Genomic DNA, 13,642 nt, shown 5'->3' with positions numbered 1-13,642 from the left:
ATTCAGCTCGCCGGCGGATACAGCATGTCGACGATCTGGCGCGCATCAAATCGGGCGTCAAGCATGCCATAGGTCGAGCGCCAGGCGCCGCCCAACCGGGTTTCGACAAAGGCTTCGGCAACATGGCCGGCGCCAAGACGGGTGAGCTCGGCGGCAGCAGCAGCCAACGCAAGTTGCTCGGTCAGCATCCGGCTTGCGCCCTCGTCGCGTTCGGCAACCGCCATGCAGGCCCTGAGCACGTCGACCGTGCGGGGGCCGGCTGCGCCAAGATCGTCGTTGATGCTTTGCAGCGCCACATCGCAAAGTTCGCGGCCGCGAGTCAGAACCCTGAGCACATCGAGCGCCATGACATTGCCCGAGCCTTCCCAGATCGCGTTGACCGGCGCTTCGCGGTAATGACGCGCAGCGGCACGCTCCTCGACATAGCCGTTGCCGCCCATGCACTCCATCACCTCATAGATGATAGATGGCGCGATCTTGCAGACCCAGTACTTGATCACCGGCGTCATCAACCGGGCAATGGCGGCTTCGGCTGGCTTGTCGCGGGCGTTATCAAAGGAGCGGGCAAGCCGCAGCGACAGCGCCGTGGCGGCGGCGACATCGAGCGCCAGATCTGCCAGAACCCGGATCATCAGCGGCTGATCGATCAGCAACTCGCCAAACACCCGGCGGTGGCGGCAGTGATGCACCGCCTCGGCGAGGCTCGCGCGCATCATGCCGGCGGAAGCAAGCGCGCAATCGAGCCTGGTCAGGGTGACCATGTCGAGAATGGTGCGGATGCCGTCGCCTTCGCCGCCGAGCAGGAACCCGTAGGTGTCAGAAAACTCGACTTCCGAAGAGGCGTTCGAGCGGTTACCGAGCTTGTCCTTGAGCCGTTGCAGCCGCAGGCCGTTGAGGTTGCCGTCTTCGAGAATGCGCGGCACCAGAAAACAGCTCAGCGCATCGCCGGTCTTGGCCAGCATCACGAATGCGTCCGACATCGGCGCTGACATGAACCATTTGTGGCCTTCGAGCCGATAGACGCCCTCGCCGGCGCGTACGGCTACACTTTCATTGGCGCGGACATCGGTGCCGCCCTGCTTTTCGGTCATGCCCATGCCGATGGTGACCCCGGATTTCTGCATCGCCGGGCGGTTGCTGGAATCATAACGGCGCGAGACCACCAGCGGCGCCCAGCTTTTTTCAATGCGCGGCGAGGCCATGATGGCGGCGATGGAGGCGTTGGTCATGGTCAGCGGGCAGAGGTGGCCGCATTCCATCCCGGCGGTAAGATAGAAGCGGATGGCGCGGGCCTGGTGGGCAAAGCCTGCTTCCTCGCGCTTTCCCTCCCAGACCGAGCCCTGCAGTCCGATCGAGACGCCACGGCGCATCAGCGCATGCCAGCTGGGATGGAAATCCACCTGGTCGATGCGGTTGCCGAATCCGTCATGGGTTCTCAATTCCGGCACCGCGCGATTGGCGATGCGGGCGAGATCCTGGGCTTCAGCAGAGGCCACGAACTTGCCGGTGGTCTCGAAATCGTCGCGCAGCGCACGCGGCATGTCGCTGGCGATATCCTTGAGCAAGGGATCGGAACGAAACGCGTTGTGCCCCGAAAACAGCGGGCTCTGATTGTCGGCCTGGTGGCCTGAAGGTTGGGTCGGGCTCATCGCACCTCGCTTACAGGGATTCGTTACGTATTGCATGGGGACATCAGCGTTTTCCGCCAGCGCATCCTTGCCCCCGTGCGAGAACCTTTCTATGAACACTGCAAATTCTAGATCACAGGACACCCGATGTCATTTCCGCACCGTCACCTGCTGGGTATCATGCAGCTCTCGGAGCAGGACATCCATTATTTGCTCGACCGCTCGGACGAGGCCGTCAAACTTTCGCGACAACGCGAAAAAAGACCTCGACCCTGCGCGGGCTGACCCAGATCAACCTGTTTTTCGAAAACTCGACGCGGACCCAGGCTTCGTTCGAACTCGCCGGCAAACGGCTGGGTGCGGACGTGATGAACATGTCGGTGGCCAATTCCAGTGTCAAGAAGGGCGAAACACTGGTCGATACGGCGATGACGCTCAACGCCATGCGGCCCGACGTGCTGGTGGTGCGTCATTCCTCGGCCGGCGCCGTGGCGCTGCTTGCGCAAAAGGTCGGCTGCCCGGTGATCAATGCCGGTGACGGCGCCCATGAGCACCCGACCCAGGCGCTTCTGGACGCGCTGACCATTCGCCGCGCCAAGGGCAAGGTCGGGCGGTTGATCGTTGCCATCTGCGGCGACGTGCTGCATTCGCGCGTTGCCCGCTCCAACATCCTGTTACTCAATGCAATGGGCGCGCGGGTGCGGGTGATCGCCCCTTCGACGCTGCTGCCCGCCGGTATCGCCGACATGGGCGTCGAAGTATTCCACCGGATGGAAGACGGGCTCAAGGACGCCGATGTGGTGATGATGCTGCGGCTGCAGCGCGAGCGCATGGCCGGTTCCTTCGTGCCATCGGTGCGCGAGTATTTCCGCTATTTCGGGCTTGATGCCGAAAAACTGAAACTGGCCAGAGAAGACGCGCTGGTGATGCATCCCGGCCCGATGAATCGCGGTGTCGAGATCGCCTCCGACATTGCCGACGGGCCGCAAAGCGTGATCGAGCAACAGGTCGAGATGGGCGTGGCGGTGCGCATGGCAGTGATGGAAACACTGATGCTCGAAGGGGAGTTGGCGCGATGAAGCCGCGGGTACTCGCCAATGTGCGGATCATCGATCCGTCAACGCAGATGGACGAAACCGGCGATATCGTCATCATCGACGGCAGGATTGCCGCCATTGGCGCTGCGGCGACAGGTTTTGCGGTGCCAGCCGGCACCGAGATCGAGGATTGTTCCGGGCTGATTGCGGTTCCCGGCCTGGTCGACGCCTGCGTGCATATCGGCGAACCCGGTGCCGAGCACCGCGAGACCATTGCCTCGGCAAGCCGCGCGGCAGCCTGCGGCGGCGTCACATCTATCGTCATGATGCCGGATACCGATCCGGTAATCGACGATGTGGCGCTGGTGGATTACGTGCAAAGACTGGCGCGCGACGAAGCCGTTATCCGGGTCTATCCGGCCGCGGCCCTGACCAAGGGGCTCAGGGGCGAGGAGATGACCGAATTCGGCCTGTTGCTGGAAGCCGGCGCTGTGATGCTCAGCAATGGCCGGCACACTGTCGACAATCCAGCAGTGATGCGCCGGGCGATGACCTATGCGCGCGATTTCGGCGCCGTGGTGGCCGTCGCCACCCAGGACCGGCAACTGATCGCCACCGGGGTTATGAACGAGGGCCTGTTTGCCAATTGGCTGGGCCTGCCGGGAATTCCGCGCGAAGCCGAGATCATTCCGCTCGAGCGCGATCTGCGGCTGGCAGCGCTGACGAAGGCGCGTTACCACGCGATGAGCATCTCGGTACCTGAATCCGCAGACGTGATCCGCGCCGCCAAGGCGCGCGGGATGCCGGTCACCGCAGGAATTTCCATCAACCACCTGACCCTCAACGAGACCGATATCGGCGAATACCGCACCTTCTTCCGGCTATCGCCGCCGCTCAGGACCGAAGACGACCGCCGCGCCATGGTAACCGCGATTGCCGACGAGACCATCGACATCATCGTCTCGGCGCATGACCCGCAGGATGTCGACACCAAGCGGCTGCCATTTGCCGATGCAGAGAACGGCGCGATCGGGCTGGAAACACTGCTGGCGGCAGCGCTCAGGCTTTACCATTCCGGCGACGTTTCGCTGATGCGGCTGATTGATGCGCTGTCGACCCGTCCGGCGCAGATCCTCGGTCTCGACGCCGGGACGCTGAAGGTGGGCGCGCGCGCCGACATCGCCCTGATCGACCCTGAATACCCATGGGTGCTGAGCAAGGACGAGATCGTTTCCAGGTCCAAGAACAGTGCCTTTGAGGATGCCCGGTTCACCGGCAAGGTGTTGCAAACACTGGTTGCAGGTGCCACAGTTCACAGTGCCTGATCCACGCCCGTACGGCGGCAGATTGCGCAGCAACGCAGGAGACATCGCACCGTGCCTGAACTGGTCAGTTGGTCCCTTCCCGCTTCGGTGATGCTCGGCTCGTTGCTGTTTGGCTATCTCTGCGGCTCGATCCCGTTTGGCCTGATATTGACCCGCATGGCCGGACTTGGCGACGTGCGCAAGATCGGCTCGGGCAATATCGGCGCCACCAATGTTCTGCGCACCGGCAACAAGAAGCTGGCAGCCGCGACCCTGATTGCCGATATGCTCAAGGGCACGGTGGCGGTTGTCGTCGCCCGCGAGGCAATCGGGCTGGAGGCGGCGCTGATTGCCGGCCTCGGCGCGTTCTTGGGGCACCTCTATCCGGTCTGGCTGAAATTCAAGGGCGGCAAGGGCGTGGCCACCTATATCGGCGTGCTGCTCGGGCTGGCACCGATGGTGGTAATTGTGTTCGCAGTTATCTGGCTCGGCATGGCAAAGCTGTTTCGCTATTCCTCGCTGGCCGCGCTTGCAGCGGCGGTGGCGGTGCCGATTGCACTTTATCTTTATGGGAGGCCGGACATCGGCTCTCTGTTCGTGGTGATGTCGCTCATCACCATCCTGAAGCACCACGCAAACATCCGCCGGCTGCTGGCAGGAACCGAAAGCCGGATCGGGGACAAGGGCTGATGCCTGCGGGCGGCGAAGGACGACGCGGTGTCGTCCTCTCCGACCGCCAACGGCTCTCCTGGCTGCGGCTGATCCGCTCCGACAATGTCGGCCCGGCGACCTTTCGTGACCTGATCAATCATTTCGGTTCTGCCGAGCGCGAACTGGCGGCGATACAGCGCTTCGGCGCGCAATTCATCGGCATCGGCGAGCCCGACTACCCACCCGCACTCAGGCGCATCGACGGCGCACCACCGCTGATTTCGGCCATCGGCGATTTGACGTTAGCAACGCAGACAAGCGTCGGCATCGTCGGCGCCCGCAATGCCTCGGTGTCGGGCGCGAAGATGGCGGCTCGAATGGCGCGCGAACTGGGAGTTGCGGGCTACGTGATCGTCTCAGGAATGGCCCGCGGCATCGACGCTGCCGCCCATCGTGCCAGCCTGGATCAGGGCACAATCGCCGCCATGGCCGGTGGGCTGGACCAGCCCTACCCGCCCGAAAACTTGGACCTGTATAACGAGATCTGTTCGGGCAAGGGGCTGGCTCTGAGCGAGATGCCGATGGGCTGGGAGCCACGGGCGCGGGATTTCCCGCGCCGCAACCGGCTGATTGCCGGCATCGGCCTGGGGCTGGTGGTGATCGAAGCGGCGCAGCGCTCCGGCTCGTTGATCACGGCACGGCGGGCGGCGGATTTTGGCCGACTGGTGTTTGCCGTTCCCGGCTCTCCGCTGGACCCACGCGCGGCGGGCACCAACGGTCTGCTCAAGGACGGGGCAATCGTGACCACCGAAAGCCGCGACGTGATTGATGCGCTGGCACCGTCGAGTCAGCTGTTTTCACGCGATGACCCGAACCTGGAAGAACCGGGTGATGACGGCGCCCTGCCGTTCTCAGAACCTGCGGAAAACGACCGGGCGCGGATCATCGAGGCGCTGGGCCCCTCGCCCGCGGAAATCGACGACATCATCGCCCATACCGGCGTCGATCCGGCGACAGTCTATCTGGTATTGCTGGAACTGGATCTTGCCGGCCGGCTGCATCGCCACCCCGGCGGCATGGTATCGCTAGCGTTCGACGGCCCGTAAAGGTCGCTGCCCAGCCAGCACGTCGCCAGCCTCAATGTAGGCCATCTCGATCAAATAGCACAGCATATCGGCATTTTCACTGTCGGCCACGGTGCGCAACTCCGATAGCATCTGCATTATATAGGTGATGCTCTGCTCCGTCCGGGCGCTCTGCAGTGAACCTGCTGTGGGGCGGACTGCCATGCTCGTTCCCTCTTCCTGAGCCGCGAATATATCTTCTGAAAGCCGCCAGACGGTGCTGAAACACAAGATAATCTAAATATCTTTAATTGCAATACGATTACTATCGCGCAAAGGTTGTATTAAGGTGTGAAATGTCCCCTTTTCAGAAGATGGACTTGACCGCGCCGCTTTCCCTGTACATTTCGTGGACCCAACCGATACGGCGCAAATTGCGCGGTACCGTGAAATTCAACGCCCGAGTGCGAGAAACTTATGAATGTAGTGGTAGTGGAATCGCCTGCGAAGGCAAAAACGATCAACAAATACCTGGGCAGCGGCTTCAAGGTGCTGGCCTCCTTCGGCCATGTACGGGATCTGCCGGCCAAGGATGGCTCGGTGCTGCCCGACGAAGATTTTGCCATGAAATGGGAGGTCGACACCGCCTCCAACAAGCGCCTCAAGGACATCACCGAGGCGCTCAAGGGTGCCGACTCGCTGATTCTGGCGACTGACCCCGACCGCGAGGGTGAGGCCATTTCCTGGCATGTGCTTGAGGTACTGACCAAGAAAAAGGCGCTCAAGGACAAGAAGGTCTCCCGCGTGGTGTTTAACGCCATCACCAAGAAATCCGTGCTCGACGCAATGGAAAATCCACGTGAGATCGACACGCCGCTGGTCGATGCCTATCTGGCGCGCCGCGCACTTGACTATCTGGTGGGCTTCAACCTGTCGCCGGTGCTGTGGCGCAAGTTGCCCGGCGCGCGTTCGGCAGGACGGGTGCAATCGGTGGCGCTGCGACTCGTCTGCGACCGGGAAAGCGAGATCGAACGGTTCATCTCCGAGGAATACTGGCAGATCTCCGCCGATCTGAAGACCCCGCGCGGCGATGGCTTCACCGCACGGCTGACCACGCTTAACGGCGAAAAAATCAACAAGATGTCGGTGACCAATGGCGATCTGGCCGGCAGCATCCGCGACATGCTCGACGGCGCATCCTTTATCGCCGACAGCGTTGAGGCCAAGCCGACCCGTCGCAACCCATCACCGCCATTCACCACCTCGACATTGCAACAGGCCGCCTCCTCCAAGCTGGGATTCAACGCATCACGCACCATGCAAGTGGCGCAGAAACTCTATGAAGGCATCGACATCGGCGGCGAGACGGTCGGTCTGATCACCTATATGCGTACTGACGGCGTGCAGATGGCGCCGGAAGCCATCGACGAGGCCCGGTTGGCGATCGCCGCGCGCTTTGGTGACCGTTACGTTCCTGAAAAGGCCCGGATTTACACGACCAAGGCAAAGAATGCCCAGGAAGCTCATGAGGCAATCCGCCCGACCGGCTTTGAGCGCGCGCCCGACGAAGTCAAACGCTATCTCGATGCAGATCAGCTCAAACTCTACGATCTGATCTGGAAGCGGGCGACCGCCAGCCAGATGGCGTCAGCAGAGATCGAACGGACCACGGTCGATATCACCGCTTCCAAGGACGGCAAGACCGCGGGCTTGCGCGCCACCGGCTCGGTTGTAAGGTTTGACGGCTTTATCGCCGCCTATACCGACGCCAAGGAAGATGGCGAACAATCCGACGGCGACGATGATGATGCCCGGCTGCCGGAGATCAATGCGCAGGAAGCGCTGGCCAAGGACAAGATCAACGCCACCCAGCATTTCACCGAACCTCCACCGCGCTTTTCCGAAGCCTCGCTGATCAAGAAGATGGAAGAACTCGGCATTGGCCGCCCTTCGACTTATGCCTCGACACTGTCAACGCTGCGCGATCGGGAATATGTGGCGATCGAGAACCGCAGGCTGACCCCGGAACCCAAGGGTCGCCTGGTCATCGCGTTCCTGGAGAACTTCTTCAACCGCTATGTCGAATTCGGCTTTACCGCCGATCTTGAAGAAAAGCTGGACCGGATCTCGGCGGGCGAACTGGCCTGGAAGGACGTGTTGCGCGAATTCTGGACGGAATTCCACCAGCATATTGACGACACCAAAGAACTTCGCGTCACCCAGGTGCTCGATGCACTCAACGAGGCGCTTGCACCGCTGGTCTTCCCTGTGCGCGAAGATGGCTCGAACCCGCGGATCTGCCCGACTTGCGGCACCGGCAACCTGTCGCTCAAGCTCGGCAAGTACGGCGCCTTTGTCGGCTGCTCGAACTATCCCGACTGCAGCTTCACCCGGCAACTGTCTTCGGAAGGCTCGGATACTGATGCGGCACTCTCCAACGAGCCAAAGGATCTGGGCATCGATCCGCATACCAGCGAGCCGATCACGCTGCGCACCGGACGGTTCGGTCCCTATGTCCAGCGTGGCGAGGGCAAGGAAGCCAAGCGCTCCAGCATTCCCAAGGGGTGGGATGTGGCAAGCATCGACCATGAAAAGGCCATGGCGCTGATCAACCTGCCGCGCGATATCGGCCAGCACCCCGAATCCGGCAAGATGATTTCGGCCGGCATCGGCCGCTATGGCCCGTTCGTGTTGCATGACGGCACTTACGCCAATCTCGAGACGGTGGAAGAAGTGTTCAGTATCGGGCTTAACCGGGCGGTCACAGTGATTGCCGAAAAGCTCGCCAAGGGTCCCGGTCGCGGCCGTGGCACACCGACCGCATTGAAGGCGCTGGGCGACCATCCAGACGGCGGCCCGATCACCGTACGCGATGGCAAGTACGGTCCTTATGTCAATTGGGGCAAGATCAACGCAACTCTGCCCAAGGATAAGGTCCCGGCTGATGTCACGGTCGAAGAAGCGCTGGAAATGATCGCCGCCAAGGCTGCGACTTCGGGCAAGAAGACCAAGGCCCCGGCCAAGAAGGCGGCAAAGCCCAAAGCCAAGGCCAAAACCACCAAGGCAAAACCGGCTAAGGCAAAAACCGCGACGGCGAAGAAGGACTGAGTTTGACCACCCCTCCGCGCACCACCGAATCCGGCAAGCCAGGCGGCGAAGACGACACAACGGCCCAAAAGCCGGTGGCGTTTCGACGTGGCGACATGCCCGACCGCGAGACGATCCTGCGGTTTTTGAGCGAGAACCCAGACCGCGCCACCAAGCGCGACATCGCCAAGGCGTTCGGGCTCAAGGGTGAGACCAGAACCGAGCTCAAGGATGTGCTGCGCGAACTTGAAGATGAAGGGCTGCTTGAACGCGACCGCAAGATGCTCAGGCGTCCGGGTACGCTTCCCGCCGTCACCGTGCTGGAAATCACCATGCGCGGTAGCGGCGGAGACCTGATCGCCCGTCCGGCCGAATGGCTGGAAGAGCACGGTGCTGCGCCGGTTGTCACCGTGCGCCAGAGCAATGCCGGACGTGATAGCGGTCGCGGCAAATCCCGCTCGCCGTCGACAGCCGCTGCGATTGGCGATCTTGTGCTGGCACGGATATTTGCGGCCCCGCATGGCAAGTCCACGGCTTATACCGCACGCATCATGAAAATTCTCGAGCGCCGCGGCGGCGCTGTTCTGGGCGTTTTCAAGGAAACACCGGGCGGTGGCGGACGGCTGATGCCGATCGAGCGGCGCGGCGAGGAATATCTGATCGATCAGGATGCCGCCGGCGAGGCCAAGGATGGCGATCTCGTCGAGGTCGAAACCCTTCGCGCCGGCCGCGTCGGGCTGCCGCGCGCGAAAGTGCTGACAGTGCTGGGCTCGGTCGAAAGCGAAAAGGCGATCTCGATGATCGCCATTCACGCCCACGGCATTCCGCATGTTTTTCCCGCAGAGGTGTTAAAGGCTGCGGATGAGGCCAAGCCGGCGCCGCTGTCGGGCCGCGAAGACTGGCGGCACATCCCGCTGATCACCATCGACCCCAGCGACGCCAAGGATCATGACGACGCGGTCTATGCCGAGCAGGACCCCTCGCCCGACAATCCCGGCGGCGTCATCGTTACCGTGGCGATTGCCGATGTCTCCTGGTATGTGCGCGCCGGCTCGGCGCTCGACCGAGAAGCGCTCAAACGCGGTAATTCGGCCTATTTCCCCGACCGGGTGGTGCCGATGCTGCCCGAACGGATCTCCAACGACCTTTGTTCGCTGCGCGAAAAGGAGGACCGGCCGGCGCTTGCGGTGCGGATGCGGTTTTCCAGTGAAGGCCGCAAGATCGGTCACAAATTCCACCGGGTGATGATCAAAAGTGCCGCCAAACTCTCCTACCAGCAGGCCCAGGCAGCGATCAACGGTAAACCGGACGATGCCAGCGGCCCGTTGCTCGAGCCTGTACTGAAGCCGCTGTGGGATGCCTACGCGGTGCTCAAGCGCGGACGCGAACGGCGCCAGCCGCTTGAACTCGACATGCCGGAACGCAAGATCCTGCTGGCACCGGAAGGCAAGGTCGACAAGGTTGTGGTGCCCGAACGTCTGGATGCGCACAAGCTGATCGAAGAGTGCATGATCCAGGCCAATGTGGCGGCTGCCGAAACGCTGGAGCAACGACGCCAGCCGCTGATCTTTCGGGTGCACGACCAGCCTTCGCTGGCCAAGCAGGAAGTCTTGCGCGAATTCCTGACCACCCTTGGGCTATCGCTGGCACGTGGGGCAGCGGTGAGGGCCAGTTCGTTCAACGGCATTCTCGCCCGCGCCTCGGGCGAACCCTATCAGATCATGGTCAACGAGATGGTTCTCAGGAGCCAGAGCCAGGCAATCTACTCGCCGGAGAACATCGGCCATTTCGGCCTCAACCTGATGAAATACACGCATTTCACCTCACCGATACGGCGTTATGCCGACCTGATCGTCCACCGCGCTCTGGTGGGGGCGCTGGGGCTTGGCGAGGGCGGCATCACTGCGGACGAGGAAGCGGCGCTGGAAACCATCGCCGCCGAGATCTCCACCACCGAACGCCGGGCCATGAAGGCCGAACGCGACACGGTCGACCGCCTTGTCGCACACCATCTGGCCAGCCGGATCGGCGAAGCTTTTGACGGGCGCATCTCCGGCGTGACAAAATCAGGTCTGTTTATCAGCCTGCCTCAATTTGGCGCAGATGGTTTCGTCCCGGTTTCGACCTTGCGGCTTGACTATTACCACTATGACGAGGCTCATCAGGCGTTGACCGGCGAGAAGACCGGTCTGGGTTACCGCCTTGGCGACAGTGTCGAGATCAAGGTGGTTGAAGTGATACCACTTGCCGGCTCGCTGCGATTCGAGATGCTCAGCGAAGGCCAGAAGATGCCGACCGGCACGCGCTCGTTTCACAAATCCGGACGTGCCCGGCGCGGTGGACCCAAAAAACCCGGCACGAGACCGCCACGTGGTCGCCGTTGACGGAATTGCCACGATTGGCGGCGTGAAGACGCGTCCGCTTTAAAAAGGAGATGAACATTGCTCGAATTTGGCGCCCCCACCACCGAGAGTGTTTCCGAAGATGAGCCGCGTAACACCTGGCTTTCCATCAAGCGCGGCCTGCTCGGGCGTTGCCCGCATTGCGGCGAAGGCAAGTTGTTCAGGGCCTATCTCAAGCCGGTGGATGCATGTGCGGTCTGCGGCGAAGAGATGTTTCACCACCGCGCCGATGATTTTCCGCCCTATCTCGCGATCTTCATTGTCGGTCACATCGTTGTCGCCGGTTTCATGGCAACCGATAGTTGGCTGGTGCTCGAAAGCTGGCAGCACCTGATGATCTGGATCCCGATCACGATAATCCTGTCGCTGTCGCTGCTGCCCCCGCTCAAGGGCGGGGTCATCGGCCTGCAATGGGCTTTGCGCATGCATGGCTTTGGCGGCGAGGACGATGAGGTGCTGTTGGCGCCGGTGGCCCACGAGGATGCACGGTGAGCGACAAAGGTGCGCACAAGGCCGACCTGCTGACGGAAGACCTTAAACACCGAAACGAAATACGGCATGCACCGCGCACGCCGCGCGATGCTGCATCGTTGCTGCTGATTGACCGCAGCCAATCAACCCCGCGCGTGCTGGTGGGAAAACGCGGCAAGAAGCATGCCTTCATGCCCGATCTCTATGTGTTTCCCGGCGGGCGCCGGGATCCGGGCGACAACAGGACCCCGTTTGCCTGGCCGCTGCACGAGGAGGTGGAGGGCAAGCTGATGGAGCGGACCAATTCCCGCTTCAGGCCGACGGCGGCCCGCGGCCTGGCCGTTGCCGCCGCCCGGGAAATGCTCGAGGAAGCGCATCTGTCGCTGACGCCGGCCGAATATGCCGGGTTGCTGCGTCCCGATGTCTCGAAATTCCGGTTTCTCGCCCGGGCGATCACGCCGCCGGGCATGCCACGCCGCTACGATACTCGATTTTTTGCCTGTTTTACTGACGAGACAAGTGCGGATCTGTCTGCGCTCAGCGACAGCGACGAATTGCATGATCTGAGTTGGGTGGCGATCGACCACCACGAGGAGTACCCACTGCCCCGTATTACCAAGGTAATTCTGACCGATCTTTGCCAGGCGATGAAGGAAGATCCGTCTTTACCATTTGGCAGGGCAGTTTCTTTCTACTATTTCCGCAATGGACGATTCGTTCGCGAGTTGATTTAACCCACCAGGTTTTTGCAGATGGATCATTCTTCCTCAGGCACACCGGCGATCCGCGAGGAGATCCACTGGCCAGCGCTGATAGCTGCCGTTGCAGCCATTACCGCTGTCGGCATTGCTATAGGTCTTGGGCTACCGCTGCTTTCAGTCATTCTGGAAAAACGCGGCGTCTCCTCGACAATGATCGGGCTCAATTCGGCCATGGCTGGTGTGGCGGCGATGGCGGCGGCGCCGGTAACCACCTGGATTGCCCAGCGACTGACCGTGGTCAACACCATGGTGCTGGCCATCATCGCGGCGGCGGCCAGTGCACTGGGCTTCTTTTATGCAGAAGCGCTGTGGATGTGGTTTCCGCTACGAATCATCTTTCACGGCGCGATCACGGTGCTGTTCGTACTCTCGGAATTCTGGATCAACACGGCTGCCCCACCATCGCGACGCGGCCTGGTGCTGGGAATTTACGCCACGGTTCTTTCCCTGGGATTTGCCGCGGGACCGCTGATCTTTTCGGTGGTCGGCTCTGAAGGCGTGATGCCGTTTGCAATCGGCGCCGGCATCATCCTGATGGCTGCGATCCCAATCCTGATGGCGCGCAAGGAAAACCCGGTAATCGGCCCCTCAACCGACATTCCGTTCATGCGCTATATTTTCCTGGTTCCCACGGCAACGGCTGCAGTGTTCGTGTTCGGCGCGGTCGAATCAGGCGGTCTTTCGCTGTTTCCGGTCTACGCCAACCGCACCGGCTTCACCGAATCGCAAGGCGCACTGCTGTTGACCATGATCGGCCTGGGCAACGTCTTGTTCCAGATCCCGGTGGGACTGGTCGCCGACCGGATTGGCGATCGCCGTCGGCTGCTTTCGTTATTTGCTGTGATCGGGCTGGTCGGCTCGCTGGCGCTGCCCTTCCTGATCCACAACTGGCTGCTGACAGCCGTCATCCTGTTGTTCTGGGGTGGCAGCGTTGCCGGGCTCTACACCGTCGGGCTGGCGCATCTGGGCGACAAGCTGCATGGCGCCGATCTGGCCTCGGCCAATGCCGCCTTCGTGTTCTGCTATGCAATGGGCATGTTGCTGGGACCGCAGACCATCGGCGTGGCCATGGATCTGAGCGGGACTCACGGTTTTGCCTGGGCGTTGGCGTTCTTTTTCGGCCTGTATGTGGTGCTAACGCTGTTTCGGCTGCTGCTTAGCCCAAAACGGACTTGACTTTCCGCCGGGCTTTTGTAGTTTCCGCGCAAGTTTCGCCGTGGAGCCTTGTGTGCTGCCC

Annotated in this window: 10 protein-coding genes and 1 pseudogene; 9 read left to right on the top strand and 2 right to left on the bottom strand. The window is 61.8% G+C overall.

Annotation, left to right across the window (positions count from 1 at the left end; translation table 11 throughout):
* Positions 1–2: 2 nt before the first annotated feature.
* Positions 3–1,649, bottom strand: coding sequence for an acyl-CoA dehydrogenase family protein (locus tag OEG84_RS02060; protein WP_267652193.1), 1,647 nt, complete (start codon positions 1,647–1,649; stop codon positions 3–5).
* Between the two features lie 126 nt (positions 1,650–1,775).
* Between OEG84_RS02060 and OEG84_RS02055 the strand changes: the two are divergent.
* The 4 genes and pseudogenes from OEG84_RS02055 to dprA all read left to right on the top strand — a co-directional run bounded on the left by OEG84_RS02055 (position 1,776) and on the right by dprA (position 5,726).
* Positions 1,776–2,707: pseudogene (locus OEG84_RS02055) on the top strand (aspartate carbamoyltransferase catalytic subunit).
* Positions 2,704–3,990, top strand: a complete 1,287-nt coding sequence (locus OEG84_RS02050; protein ID WP_267652192.1) for a dihydroorotase — start codon at positions 2,704–2,706, stop codon at positions 3,988–3,990. Before OEG84_RS02055 ends, OEG84_RS02050 begins: the two are co-directional and overlap by 4 nt.
* A 90-nt stretch (positions 3,991–4,080) precedes the next feature.
* Positions 4,081–4,659, top strand: coding sequence for a glycerol-3-phosphate 1-O-acyltransferase PlsY (gene plsY, locus OEG84_RS02045; RefSeq protein ID WP_267656059.1), 579 nt, complete (start codon positions 4,081–4,083; stop codon positions 4,657–4,659).
* Positions 4,659–5,726 carry a DNA-processing protein DprA gene (dprA, locus tag OEG84_RS02040; RefSeq protein ID WP_267652191.1) on the top strand — a complete coding sequence of 356 codons (1,068 nt, stop codon included), beginning with the start codon at positions 4,659–4,661 and terminating at the stop codon, positions 5,724–5,726. Before plsY ends, dprA begins: the two co-directional genes overlap by 1 nt.
* Here the strand turns inward: dprA and OEG84_RS02035 are convergent.
* A complete protein-coding gene (locus OEG84_RS02035) occupies positions 5,706–5,909 on the bottom strand; it encodes a hypothetical protein (protein ID WP_267652190.1) in 204 nt (67 codons plus the stop codon). The genes dprA and OEG84_RS02035 overlap by 21 nt on opposite strands.
* A 252-nt stretch (positions 5,910–6,161) precedes the next feature.
* On the opposite strand from OEG84_RS02035, the gene topA reads away from it, so the two are divergent.
* The 5 genes from topA to OEG84_RS02010 are packed head-to-tail and all read left to right on the top strand — an operon-like array spanning position 6,162 to position 13,581.
* Positions 6,162–8,792: a type I DNA topoisomerase gene (gene topA, locus OEG84_RS02030; RefSeq protein WP_267652189.1), complete on the top strand. Its 2,631-nt coding sequence runs from the start codon at positions 6,162–6,164 to the stop codon at positions 8,790–8,792.
* Positions 8,789–11,155 carry a ribonuclease R gene (gene rnr, locus OEG84_RS02025; RefSeq protein ID WP_425602885.1) on the top strand — a complete coding sequence of 789 codons (2,367 nt, stop codon included), beginning with the start codon at positions 8,789–8,791 and terminating at the stop codon, positions 11,153–11,155. The genes topA and rnr overlap by 4 nt, the downstream gene beginning before the upstream one ends.
* 57 nt (positions 11,156–11,212) lie before the next feature.
* On the top strand, positions 11,213–11,665 hold the full coding sequence (locus tag OEG84_RS02020; protein ID WP_267652188.1) for a DUF983 domain-containing protein: 453 nt from the start codon (positions 11,213–11,215) through the stop codon (positions 11,663–11,665).
* On the top strand, positions 11,662–12,378 hold the full coding sequence (locus tag OEG84_RS02015) for an NUDIX hydrolase (protein WP_267652187.1): 717 nt from the start codon (positions 11,662–11,664) through the stop codon (positions 12,376–12,378). Before OEG84_RS02020 ends, OEG84_RS02015 begins: the two co-directional genes overlap by 4 nt.
* 18 nt (positions 12,379–12,396) lie before the next feature.
* Positions 12,397–13,581 carry an MFS transporter gene (locus tag OEG84_RS02010; RefSeq protein ID WP_267652186.1) on the top strand — a complete coding sequence of 395 codons (1,185 nt, stop codon included), beginning with the start codon at positions 12,397–12,399 and terminating at the stop codon, positions 13,579–13,581.
* Positions 13,582–13,642: the final 61 nt, after the last annotated feature.

Origin of the sequence: Hoeflea algicola, assembly GCF_026619415.1 — a bacterium.
GTDB classification, from domain to species: Bacteria; Pseudomonadota; Alphaproteobacteria; order Rhizobiales; family Rhizobiaceae; genus Hoeflea; species Hoeflea algicola.
This window is presented reverse-complemented; position numbering and strand designations above follow the sequence as displayed.

Bases quoted from the DNA above. Each gene is read 5' to 3' on its own strand.
- topA (WP_267652189.1), top strand. From the start codon at position 6,162: ATGAATGTAGTGGTAGTGGAATCGCCTGCGAAGGCAAAAACGATCAAC.
- plsY (WP_267656059.1), top strand. From the start codon at position 4,081: ATGCTCGGCTCGTTGCTGTTTGGCTATCTCTGCGGCTCGATCCCGTTT.
- OEG84_RS02050 (WP_267652192.1), top strand. From the start codon at position 2,704: ATGAAGCCGCGGGTACTCGCCAATGTGCGGATCATCGATCCGTCAACG.
- OEG84_RS02010 (WP_267652186.1), top strand. From the start codon at position 12,397: ATGGATCATTCTTCCTCAGGCACACCGGCGATCCGCGAGGAGATCCAC.
- OEG84_RS02060 (WP_267652193.1), bottom strand. From the start codon at position 1,649: ATGAGCCCGACCCAACCTTCAGGCCACCAGGCCGACAATCAGAGCCCG.
- OEG84_RS02035 (WP_267652190.1), bottom strand. From the start codon at position 5,909: ATGGCAGTCCGCCCCACAGCAGGTTCACTGCAGAGCGCCCGGACGGAG.
- dprA (WP_267652191.1), top strand. From the start codon at position 4,659: ATGCCTGCGGGCGGCGAAGGACGACGCGGTGTCGTCCTCTCCGACCGC.